We start from the raw sequence: 12,824 nt of genomic DNA, 5'->3' as shown, positions 1-12,824 counted from the left end.
GGAGCGAAACAGGCAAAATTGCCATGTGGCATGAACCATTAAAAGCTGATGATTCAGTCAGCCGGCTCCAACTCCAGCATCAACCCGCTCAAACGCTTGACCTTGCGCCGGACCGCCTCCTCGAAGATGCCCACTCGCGGTTCGATCAGGCTGAACCATTGCTTGCCCCGGGTAATGGCGGTGTACACCAGTTCCTTGGTCAAGACCGGGTTGAGCGCATCCGGAAGGATCAACGCGGTATGGGTGAATTCCGAACCCTGGGATTTGTGCACCGTCATGGCATACACGGTTTCCACGTCATTGAGTCGGCTGGGCAGGACGAAACGCACACCGCCCTGGCCGTCATTACGCGGGAACGCGACTCGCAGGACCTGTTTGCCGGCATCGGGCCCGTCACGCTCGGGCAGCTTGAGGGCAATGCCGATATCGCCATTCATCAACCCCAGCCCATAGTCGTTACGGGTCATCAGCACCGGGCGTCCTTCGTACCACTGGTGATCGCTATCGATAAGGCGAGCCTTGAGCAATGCCGCGGTGATCCGTTGGTTCAACCCTTCAACGCCCCACGGGCCTTTACGCACCGCGCAAAGCAATTGGAATTCGTCGAAGGCCGCCAGTACCTCTCGAGCCCACTCGGCCCAACAACCGTCTTCCAATGGGCGAGAAATGGCCGGCCGACGCTGCCGCAGCAGGCTCAGGTAATGCCGATACCCCTGGGGCCCTTCTGGCTTGCCGTCGAGCAACAGCTTTTCCAACTTGGTGTCGTGCTCACTCGCCAGTTTCAGGGAGGACAGATCGGAATATTGCCCTTGCTCCAGCAACTGACGGGCTTTTTCAGGCTGTTGCTGGTTGACCCAGCGAGCCAGTTGACCGATCCCACTGCCTTCGCCGAAGCGCCGGGAATGCCTGAGCATGACCACTTGCTGCGCCAGGGGATGAGTGCCGTCGAGGTCTTGCCGCAGATCACTGGCCGCCAGGTTCTCACCGCTGACCGACTCAAGCCAGGCTCGGGTCCGGGGGCTGTACCAACCGTCCTCGGCGTCTCGACACAAATCCCCCAGCATCGCACCGGCCTCTACAGAAGCCAACTGGTCCTTGTCCCCCAGCAACACCAACCGTGCATGGGCCGGCAGTGCATCCAGCAGATTGGCCATCATCTCCAGGTCGATCATCGACGCCTCATCGACCACCAACACATCCAGTGGCAAGCGATTGCCTGCATGGTGGCGAAAATGCCGGGTGCCGGGGCGGCTGCCCAACAGACGATGAACTGTCGTGACGTCGCACGGAATGCGTTCGCGCACAGCCTCATCCACGTCCAGGGTCCGGACCTGCTGGCTGATGGACTCGGTCAGGCGCGCCGCCGCCTTGCCAGTGGGCGCAGCCAGGCGAATCCGTAGCGGCTTCCCGGCCTCGACGGCCGGAGCCTGCAACAACGCCAGCAGGCGCACAACGGTGGTGGTCTTGCCGGTACCCGGACCGCCGGTCACGATGCTGAAGGCTCCGCGGGTTGCCAGTGCGCAGGCCAGCTTCTGCCAATCGATCGGGGCGTTGGCATTGGCCGGCCCGAACAGCCCGTCCAAACGCTCGCGCAGGTCACCAGGCGCCGCTTCATGATCAATCAGCCGTTGGCGCAACGCCTCGTCGATCCGTCGTTCATAGCCCCAGTAGCGGCGCAGATAAAGACGCTTGCCAGACAGCACCAACGGACGTTGCTGCGCCTCTTCGCTCTCATCCGCAGCCAGGGCCACCAGACGACTGGCCGCCAGGGCCTTGCACCAATGGACGCCGTCCAGTGTCTGCAATATTTGCGAAGGCAACAGCATCACGCCTGGCTGAAGGTCGCCCTCGGGGGGCAGCGACAGGGCGAAGTCCGGCTCCTTGAGGGTCTCGAACACATCCAGGCAAACATGCCCGTGGCCCAGTTGATGACTGGTCAGCGCAGCGGCGAGCAGGACCAAGGGATCATCGTCCGGCGCCAGTTCATGGAGGAACGCCACGAATGCCTTGTCCAGGGCGCGCAACCAGCCGCGCTCGACCCAGCGCGTCAGTAACAACAGCAGGTCCTGGGCACGGCTCAAGGGGGCCAGGTCAACCGGGCTCTCGTCGGCGGCGGCCTTGGGCAGCAGGTCGGCAAAGGAACGACTCATAGCAGATCTCCCTGTACCCACGCCGGCTCGGCCTTGGGTTCGGGCGCGCCCTGGAACAGCCGATCCAGTTGTTCGATCAAGGCCCGTGGCGGCTTGGTGAAATACACGCCCTGGCTGGTTGAGCGGGTGCCGCGAAGGAACAGGTAGAGCGCGCCGCCGACATGCCGGTCGTAGTCGTAATCGGGAAGCCGCGCCTTGAGCTGGCGATGCAGGGCCAACAGGTACAGCACGTATTGCAGGTCGTAGCGATGGTCCAGGATCGACTGTTCCATGGCCTGTACGGTGTAGGCCATGTCATCGACACCCAGCCAGTTGGATTTGTAATCGGCCACGTAATACCGACCGTCGTGCTCGAACGTCAAATCGATGAAGCCCTTGAACATGCCGTTGAGCAGCACCGGTTCCGCCGCGACACGGGCCACACCGCCGTGGGTGAACCGGCAAACCAGTTGATCAAGCTTTTGCACATCGACCTTGTGGCTGGCGAACCAGAACTCCATCTCGACCTGAAACCGGGTCAGTTGTTCGAGCACCACCGGCGCCTGGTCGTTGCCGACGGGCATGGGCATTTTGATCAAGTGCTGCAGCCAGTCGCTCAATGTGATGATCCAACCTTTCCAGCCTCGGCGATTGCAGCGTCGGGCAATGGCATCCTCGATATCCGTCGGCGCAGATGAAAAACCTTCCCCGGCGGCCCACTCCAAGAGGCCATGAAGGAAAGTGCCGGGACCGGGGCCACGGGGAAACCGGTGGATATCGCCACCGAGGGCGATGGTCTCCCTGGGAGCGTCCGGGTCCAGTCGCTCATCGTCGAACAACTTCTGGGCTTGCGGATTCTCTGGCGCGGTATCGCTGCCTTCGCTCAGGCTTTCGCCGATGCGCAGGGCGCTGTAAGACGCGATCCACCAATTTTCGCTGGCTTTTCGCAAGGGCACCAAGGGTCCGAGCAACACAGCGTCGTTGCGCGGCGGCCGGTAGCGCTCGTCGGTGGCTTCGGGCACTGGCTGGCAACTCACCGCGACACTGTCTTGTTGCAGGTCTTCCAGCCAACGCCTCAGCTCCACCGACTCGGCCAACGGCATGCCGCCGCCCAACAGATAACCCAGTGCGGACACATGCAGGATCGAGCTGTTGTTGTTGCCCCGCTTGAGGTCCGCCACACCCAGCCAGCAGGCATGTTGTGCACGGGTCAGTGCCACGTAGAGCAGCCGCAGGTCCTCGGCCAGACGCTCGTCATCGGCCTTGGCGATCAGTTCGGCGGTGGGCTTGAGGCTGATCTGCGCCTTGTTGGCCTCATCGTGGTAATGCAACGGCAATCGACTGCCATCCACCGGTTTCGTCGAACAGATGAAGGGCAAGAAAACCAACGGATATTCAAGCCCCTTGGACTTGTGGATCGTGACCACCTTGACCAACTGCTCATCGCTTTCCAGGCGCAGGATCTGCTCTTCCCCCGCCTGTCCGGACAAAGCCAGGTGCTCGGACAAATGCCGGATCAAGGCTTGTTCGCCATCCAGTTCACCGGCGGCCTGCTGCAACAGTTCGCAAAGGTGCAGCAAGTTGGTCAGCACCCGCTCGCCATCGCTACGTGCCATCAAGGCCTGGGGCAGTTCGAAATCATGCAGCAGGCGGCGCAACATCGGCAGCACGCCCTGGCTGCGCCAGACCGAACGATAACCACGAAACTGCATGACCCGGGCTTCCCAGGCCAGCTCATCCTGATTGAGACGTTCCAGCTCCGCCAGCGGCAGGTTCAACGTGATGCTGGCCAGCGCTGCCCGTAGCGGTCGCTCCACATCCGGCTCGGCGCAGGCCTTGAGCCAGGTCAGCAAGTCCCGCGCCTCTTGCGATGCGAAGACCGAATCCTTGTCGGACAGATAGACACTGCGCACGTCCCGCGCGGACAACTCGCCTCGCACGGCCTGCGCTTCTTTACCGTCGCGCACCAGGATGGCGATATCCGCCGGGCGCAACCCGCGCAGCGTTTCGCCATCAACCGTGAAACCGTCGCGTCCCGACTGGCCACCGTTGAGCAATGCCGTGATCTCACTGGCGCAGGCCGCCGCCATGGCTTGCCGGTACACCGCACCGGAAAGCGGCTGCTCCGACGGCAGGTGCCAGATATTCAGCGCCGCAACGGCCTGCCCTGCCACCTGCAAGGACTCCTTGCGCCCCTGGGACTCAACGGACAGGAACGGCACCGGGTTCTCACCCGAAGGTTCACGGAACAGAAAGGCGCCGCGCCCCTTCGGACGGGACTCGGCCTTCTGGAAAACATGGTTTACCGCACCCACCATGGCATGGCTGGAACGGAAGTTCGTGCCCAGGGTATGCAACCTGCCGGCCGTGGCCTGGCGAGCACGCAGGTAGGTGTAGATGTCGGCACCGCGAAAAGCGTAGATCGCCTGCTTCGGATCGCCGATCAGGAAAAGCCCGGTCTCAGTGTCGTTGTCTTCGATGCGGTAGATGCTTTCGAAGATCCGGTATTGAACCGGGTCGGTATCCTGGAACTCATCGATCAGCGCCACCGGAAACTGCTCACGGATCAGGCTCGCCAGACGTTCGCCCCCGTCGGCCTGCAGCGCCGCGTCGAGACGCAGCAGCATGTCGTCAAAGCCCATTTCGGCGCGGCGACGTTTCTCGGCTTCGAAACGCGCCCCGACCCATTGCGCGGCATGCTGCAACACGGCGGCATCTGGCGTGGGCAACGCATCCAGGCTGGCCTTGAGACCGGCCATGGCGTCCAGCCCGGGATGGCTGGGCACTTCACCTTTCCAGGCTTCGGCCATGCCCTCGGGGGTCAGGCGCGTGAACCCGGTGCCGATGTCCAACAGCTCAAGGCTTTCGTCATCGACCCAGGCGGTGATTTTCTGAAACCACGGTTCGAAGTAACGCGCCTGCATCTTGCGCCCATCGACGGACTTGCTGGCGACGCCTTGCTGGCAGATCTCCAGCAGCTCCACGACCCACTGTCGCCATGGCGCCTTGAGATCGAGCAAGGCGGCACTGCGCTCCTGCAGGGAGGCAGCGATGAGTTCGGCCGGCGCAAGCCCGTCACCGTCGCCACGCTCGCTGGAAAACAACCCCCTCACCCGTGGCAACAGCGCAGCCGGCCCTCCCCAATGGGTACGCACCCAATTCAGCGCCTCGCCTTGCATCGAATAGCAGAACAGCCGCCAGTAATCGCGCAAGACCTCGCCCAGCAATTCGCTGTGGTCGGTTTCCAGGGTCTGGGTAAACAGGCTGCCGCTGTCGAAGGCATGCTCACGCAACATGCGCTGGCACCAGCTATGGATGGTCGAGACGGCCGCTTCGTCCATCCACTGTGCGGCGATGTCCAGCCGGTTCGCGCAGCCGGGCCATTGCTCGGCACTGAATTCATCGCGCAATGCAGCGATCAGTGAATCCGGGGCTGGAATCTCGTCGCGAAAGAAGCGTGCGGCTTCGGCCAGTCGGGTGCGAATTCGTTCACGCAACTCCTTGGTGGCAGCGTCCGTAAAGGTCACCACCAGGATTTGCGGCGGAAGCAGTTCGCGGCCAAAACCGGACACCGAACCGCCATGCCCCAGCACCAGACGCAGGTACAGCGCCGAAATGGTGAAGGTCTTGCCGGTACCGGCACTGGCCTCGATCAGTTGGCTGCCTCGTAGCGGAAAAGCCAGGGCCAATGGTGTCTGCCGACTCATGAACGGGCCTCCTCGCCGGCCGATGAACGCCATGGGGCTTCGAGCAATGGCCGATAAAGCGCATCGCACCAGTCCGGGAATGTTTCGTCAGCCATCAAGGCCGCGAAATCCGGAAACTGTCGAGCCAAGGCCGGGTTCTCCCGCCGTTCGCCTTCAAACGTCTGTCCATCGCCCTCATAGGCTTTGCGCGCCGCGGCTTCGGCCTTGAGTGGATCACTCTGGCCGAGCCAGGCGAAAGCCGTCTTCACGGCGATCGGCAGCGGCTGACGCATACCGGTCTGCCATGCCTGCAGCATGTCGCCCAGCAACTTTCGTGCGACAGGCTCTTCGAAAGGTGCCAACAGCAAGCTGTCATCACTGGCCACCAGCGCTGTCGTCAACGACAAGCCGTTAGCGCAGGCCACGAGATGGTTGACCCAGGGCCGTATCAGGCGATGCCACTTGCGGGTCTTGGTGGAGCCGATGCTATTGGGTATAGCCGTGATGGCGAGGACCGCACCATCGGCGCGCTGGTGCAGGCCACTGAGCCATCCTTCGACACTCACGCCCTGCAAGTGCAGGCTGACGGGCACGGCACTGGTCAGCGGTGTGGGCCATAACGCCAGAAGCTGTTGGTAACGCTGGAGCAGATCCGGCAAGGGTTCGATCAATTCACGCTGCATGCACTCTCCGAACCCGGCCATCGGTAACAGGCCGCTGTTCTGGAGTCTCTGGGCGTGGGCGGCGAGGGCCAGATCCGGCTGGTCCAGGCGTATCAGGGCAGCCTCGAGCAGGCTGTCACTCAGGGTGTAGCGTTGCAGCGCATCGAGCACAAAAGGTTCGTCATCGGCCAGAGGCGCCTCGATGGCTTCGAAGAATACTTTCAGCCGCTGGCTGAAAAAATGGCGGACGGGATTGCGCAGGAAGTCCTGCAACTGACCGAGGCCCAAGGGTTCTTCCTGGACGTAAGGTGCCAGCACCTGGATTTTGTCAGTGTGATCGGAGGTGTCGTGGAGCATTCGCCATTCGCTGGCGTAACTGAACAGCTCGTCACCCTGATGGAAATAACGCGCACTGAACGGTTGCAGCGGATGCTCCTGGGTCAGGGCATCGAGAAGACTCTTGCTGTCATCGGCCAACCGCCAGCCACTGGCGAGATGATCGCGCAGTTGGCCGATCAACACCGATGCCGGTCGCTCACTGTTGTCGCGGATGCTGCGCCCCACCCAACTGACGTACAGTTTTTCCCGGGCCGAAAGCAGCGCTTCCAACAACAGGTAGCGGTCATCCTCACGGCGGGAACGATCACCCGGGCGATAATCGCCGCCCATCAGATCGAAGTCCAAGGGTGGCTGGGCTCGCGGGTAATCACCGTCATTCATTCCCAGCAGGCACACCAGCTTGAAGGGGATCGCGCGCATTGGCATCAAGGTACAGAAGTTGACGGCTCCGGCCAGGAAGCGTTGGGACAGTCGCCCCTGATCCAGCCCGGCCAGCCACGCTTCACGTACCACCGTCAGCGGCAATTCATCTTGCAGCCCCACCGACTCACAGGTTTCCAGCCAGGTCTCACGCAAGTCTTCGAGTTGGGCCAGCAAATAGTCGTCATGCTCGTTGCTCGCCTGGAAAAACAGCTGCATCAGGTCGTGCAGGCGCGAACCCCATTGCTGCGGCGATGCCGGCTGGGTGAGTTCCTGATGAGCGACTTCCAGGGCATCCAGCAACGCAACCAGCGGACCGATCAATGCCGCATCCAGGCCGCCGATCTCGTCATAGGGCTCGATGCCGTCATAGGCCTGCGAGCTGCCGACAGCGTACCCCAGCAACATGCGACGCAAGCCGAAACGCCAGCTGTTCTGCTCAAGCTCCGCAGGCAGCCCCAGCCCGGCACGGTGTTCGGCGCTCATCCCCCAGCGGATCCCCGCCCCTTCGATCCAGCGGTGCAATGTCGGCAGGTCGGCCTCATCGATGCCAAACCGTTCGCGCAACGCCGGGACATCCAGCAGATCGAGGATTTCGCTGACCGGGAAACGACTGTCCGGCAGCTTGAGCAAATGCTCGACGGCGATCAGCAATGGATCACGTCCACGCTGGCCCTGGTCAGTCAGCGTGAATGGAATGAAACGAGGGTCGCTCCGGTCGAGCTGGCCGAACACTGCGCGAATGTGCGGCGCATAACTGTCGATGTCCGGGACCATGACGATGATATCCCGTGGGCGCAAAGACGGATCCGCACTGAAGTGGGCCAGCAACTGGTCATGGAGAATCTCGACTTCACGCTGGGCGCCGTGAGCCACATGAAAGCGGATCGAGCCGTCTCGCTCCGTATCGACGACAGGCCAGTGCTCCCGGGTTTCGTTCAGGGGGCGTAGCTCCAGGATGTCATCCTGCAACTGACTGAGCAGGGTCGTGGGGGTCCCATCCGTAAACAGATCGATTCGCCCATCGCGAAATACCGCACGGTAGCTGTTGGGGTCGTCGTAGCTGTCGAGCAGGTTGATATAGTCGCGCCCCTGCTTGCCCCAGGCAGCCAATAACGGATGGGCATGCTGATGCAGGGTTTGCGGATCGAGGACGGCGGGCATACCGGTCTTGCGGGCCTGACGCTTGTACTGGTGGCGCAGCAGATCCTTGTCAGCGACGATGTCCGCCCAATGATGGCGACACGGGTTATGCACGCAGAGCAGAACCTGGCTGAACCGGGAAAGACCCGCAAGCGCCTCGAGGACCTGGGCAGGCAACGAAGAAATACCGAATACGATGACCCGCGCCGGCAAGCCTTTCGGAGCGACTTCCAGGTTGTTGATACGCTCGATGTAGCGTTGGTGGACGCCGGCACGGCTTTGCGCCATGCCTTGTTCACCCACATCCAGCAACAAGGCTCGCCACAGTTCCGCTTGCCAGCAATTCGCCGGCGAGAGCGGCTTGATTTCGCCTCGGACATTTCGTGTCTGGTGTCGACCTTCAGCCCAATCCTCGAGCCAGTCGGCCCGGTACACCTGGTACTGGTCGAACAGATCGGCAAGGCGCTCGGACAGTTGATAGCGCTTGCGCAGGTCGGTGTCGTGGGTAAGGAATCGTCGCAAAGGTTCGAAATGAGGCTGTTCGATCAACTGCGGCAGCAGGCGCATCAGGCGCCAGGTCAGCGGAGCCTTGTCCAATAGGGACTTGGCCGGAATCTCGTCACGCCCCAGGACTGTTCGATACAGCTGCCACATGAAACTGCCCGGCAGTTGCACATCGATGGCCGCCGCAATACCGCAGCCGCCGGAGTCATCATCTTCCGGGTCTTCAGCCAGTGCGAGCTTGAGCCATTGGGCAATGCCGTTGCTTTGTACCAGGGCGATTTCATTTTCAAGGGGAGCCAGCGGGTAGCGCCGCATCAAGCTGATCACCAGGCTGCGCAACTCATCAAGGCGATTCCCGTGAACCACCATGAAAGCTGGGCTAAGGGACGTTGCGTCCGGCATGAAAGGCATCCTTGAAAATGCAAAAGCTAGGGCAGAACCTTAGCACTGTCGGGGGGCTGTGACAGCCGGGAGCTGTCCGCGCGTGTCGTAAGAACTTTCCTGCGGACAAAACAAAACCCCTACCTGCATCAGCAGATAGGGGTTTCGGAATTTAATCTTGACGATGACCTACTCTCACATGGGGAAACCCCACACTACCATCGGCGATGTATCGTTTCACTTCTGAGTTCGGGATGGGATCAGGTGGTTCCAATGCTCTATGGTCGTCAAGAAATTCGGTAGCCAGCGCGTGCCTTGCGGTCACGTTCCAGCGAATGGGTATGCGATAGTTTGTGTGTTGCACTCGAGCGTCTCGAACTTTCGGTTCGTTTCGTCTTCACACACCGCAATCTGGTCTCGTTCGCCTTGCGGCTTGGAGTCTACAAATTGCTTGGGTGTTATATGGTCAAGCCTCACGGGCAATTAGTACAGGTTAGCTCAACGCCTCACAGCGCTTACACACCCTGCCTATCAACGTCGTAGTCTTCGACGGCCCTTCAGGGGACTCAAGGTCCCAGTGAGATCTCATCTTGAGGCAAGTTTCCCGCTTAGATGCTTTCAGCGGTTATCTTTTCCGAACATAGCTACCCGGCAATGCCACTGGCGTGACAACCGGAACACCAGAGGTTCGTCCACTCCGGTCCTCTCGTACTAGGAGCAGCCCCTCTCAAATCTCAAACGTCCACGGCAGATAGGGACCGAACTGTCTCACGACGTTCTAAACCCAGCTCGCGTACCACTTTAAATGGCGAACAGCCATACCCTTGGGACCGGCTTCAGCCCCAGGATGTGATGAGCCGACATCGAGGTGCCAAACACCGCCGTCGATATGAACTCTTGGGCGGTATCAGCCTGTTATCCCCGGAGTACCTTTTATCCGTTGAGCGATGGCCCTTCCATACAGAACCACCGGATCACTAAGACCTACTTTCGTACCTGCTCGACGTGTCTGTCTCGCAGTCAAGCGCGCTTTTGCCTTTATACTCTACGACCGATTTCCGACCGGTCTGAGCGCACCTTCGTACTCCTCCGTTACTCTTTAGGAGGAGACCGCCCCAGTCAAACTACCCACCATACACTGTCCTCGATCCGGATAACGGACCTGAGTTAGAACCTCAAAGTTGCCAGGGTGGTATTTCAAGGATGGCTCCACGCGAACTGGCGTCCACGCTTCAAAGCCTCCCACCTATCCTACACAAGCAAATTCAAAGTCCAGTGCAAAGCTATAGTAAAGGTTCACGGGGTCTTTCCGTCTAGCCGCGGATACACTGCATCTTCACAGCGATTTCAATTTCACTGAGTCTCGGGTGGAGACAGCGCCGCCATCGTTACGCCATTCGTGCAGGTCGGAACTTACCCGACAAGGAATTTCGCTACCTTAGGACCGTTATAGTTACGGCCGCCGTTTACCGGGGCTTCGATCAAGAGCTTCGCGTTAGCTAACCCCATCAATTAACCTTCCGGCACCGGGCAGGCGTCACACCCTATACGTCCACTTTCGTGTTTGCAGAGTGCTGTGTTTTTAATAAACAGTCGCAGCGGCCTGGTATCTTCGACCGGCGTGGGCTTACGCAGCAAGTGCTTCACCCTCACCGGCGCACCTTCTCCCGAAGTTACGGTGCCATTTTGCCTAGTTCCTTCACCCGAGTTCTCTCAAGCGCCTTGGTATTCTCTACCCAACCACCTGTGTCGGTTTGGGGTACGGTTCCTGGTTACCTGAAGCTTAGAAGCTTTTCTTGGAAGCATGGCATCAACCACTTCGTCACCCAAAGGGTAACTCGTCATCAGCTCTCGGCCTTAAGATCCCGGATTTACCTAAGATCTCAGCCTACCACCTTAAACTTGGACAACCAACGCCAAGCTGGCCTAGCCTTCTCCGTCCCTCCATCGCAATAACCAGAAGTACAGGAATATTAACCTGTTTTCCATCGACTACGCTTTTCAGCCTCGCCTTAGGGACCGACTAACCCTGCGTCGATTAACGTTGCGCAGGAAACCTTGGTCTTTCGGCGTGGGTGTTTTTCACACCCATTGTCGTTACTCATGTCAGCATTCGCACTTCTGATACCTCCAGCAAGCTTCTCAACTCACCTTCACAGGCTTACAGAACGCTCCTCTACCGCATCACTTGCGTGATACCCGTAGCTTCGGTGTATGGTTTGAGCCCCGTTACATCTTCCGCGCAGGCCGACTCGACTAGTGAGCTATTACGCTTTCTTTAAAGGGTGGCTGCTTCTAAGCCAACCTCCTAGCTGTCTAAGCCTTCCCACATCGTTTCCCACTTAACCATAACTTTGGGACCTTAGCTGACGGTCTGGGTTGTTTCCCTTTTCACGACGGACGTTAGCACCCGCCGTGTGTCTCCCATGCTCGGCACTTGTAGGTATTCGGAGTTTGCATCGGTTTGGTAAGTCGGGATGACCCCCTAGCCGAAACAGTGCTCTACCCCCTACAGTGATACATGAGGCGCTACCTAAATAGCTTTCGAGGAGAACCAGCTATCTCCGAGCTTGATTAGCCTTTCACTCCGATCCACAGGTCATCCGCTAACTTTTCAACGGTAGTCGGTTCGGTCCTCCAGTCAGTGTTACCTAACCTTCAACCTGCCCATGGATAGATCGCCCGGTTTCGGGTCTATTCCCAGCGACTAGACGCCCTATTAAGACTCGCTTTCGCTACGCCTCCCCTATTCGGTTAAGCTCGCCACTGAAAATAAGTCGCTGACCCATTATACAAAAGGTACGCAGTCACCCAACAAAGTGGGCTCCCACTGCTTGTACGCATACGGTTTCAGGATCTATTTCACTCCCCTCTCCGGGGTTCTTTTCGCCTTTCCCTCACGGTACTAGTTCACTATCGGTCAGTCAGTAGTATTTAGCCTTGGAGGATGGTCCCCCCATATTCAGACAAAGTTTCTCGTGCTCCGTCCTACTCGATTTCACTTCTAAGATCCTTTCGCGTACAGGGCTATCACCCACTATGGCCGCACTTTCCAGAGCGTTCCGCTAAAATCAAAGAAGCTTAAGGGCTAGTCCCCGTTCGCTCGCCACTACTAAGGGAATCTCGGTTGATTTCTTTTCCTCAGGGTACTTAGATGTTTCAGTTCCCCTGGTTCGCTTCTTGCACCTATGTATTCAGTACAAGATAACCATCTTATGATGGCTGGGTTCCCCCATTCAGACATCTCCGGATCACAGTCTGTTTGCCGACTCCCCGAAGCTTTTCGCAGGCTACCACGTCTTTCATCGCCTCTGACTGCCAAGGCATCCACCGTATGCGCTTCTTCACTTGACCATATAACCCCAAGCAATCTGGTTATACTGTGAAGACGACATTCGCCGAAAATTCGATCTTGCTCTACGAGCAACTCACAAATTTTACCTTAGCCTGATCCGTTACCAGTGAAAGTAACGTCCAGTCTATCTTTCTATCACATACCCAAATTTTTAAAGAACGAACTAGTCAAAGACTAGAAATCAACATTCACCATCGAACCGATG

Annotated in this window: 3 protein-coding genes and 2 rRNA genes; all 5 read right to left on the bottom strand. The window is 59.1% G+C overall.

Annotated features, from left to right (window positions below; translation table 11 throughout):
- Positions 1-53: 53 nt before the first annotated feature.
- A complete protein-coding gene (recD, locus tag J4E63_RS23820; RefSeq protein WP_207283530.1) occupies positions 54-2,150 on the bottom strand; it encodes an exodeoxyribonuclease V subunit alpha in 2,097 nt (698 codons plus the stop codon).
- Positions 2,147-5,836, bottom strand: a complete 3,690-nt coding sequence (gene recB / locus J4E63_RS23815; protein ID WP_207283529.1) for an exodeoxyribonuclease V subunit beta — start codon at positions 5,834-5,836, stop codon at positions 2,147-2,149. Before recB ends, recD begins: the two co-directional genes overlap by 4 nt.
- Positions 5,833-9,285: an exodeoxyribonuclease V subunit gamma gene (gene recC, locus J4E63_RS23810; RefSeq protein WP_207283528.1), complete on the bottom strand. Its 3,453-nt coding sequence runs from the start codon at positions 9,283-9,285 to the stop codon at positions 5,833-5,835. Before recC ends, recB begins: the two co-directional genes overlap by 4 nt.
- A 155-nt stretch (positions 9,286-9,440) precedes the next feature.
- A 5S ribosomal RNA gene (gene rrf / locus J4E63_RS23805) occupies positions 9,441-9,556 on the bottom strand.
- 170 nt (positions 9,557-9,726) lie between these two features.
- Positions 9,727-12,618, bottom strand: a 23S ribosomal RNA gene (locus J4E63_RS23800).
- Between the last annotated feature and the right edge of the window lie 206 nt (positions 12,619-12,824).

Origin of the sequence: Pseudomonas sp. FW300-N2F2 (assembly GCF_017351655.1) — a bacterium.
Taxonomy (GTDB): Bacteria; Pseudomonadota; Gammaproteobacteria; order Pseudomonadales; family Pseudomonadaceae; genus Aquipseudomonas; species Aquipseudomonas fluorescens_AA.
The sequence above is the reverse complement of the archived record's forward strand: the minus strand, read 5'-3'. Positions and strand labels throughout refer to the sequence as shown.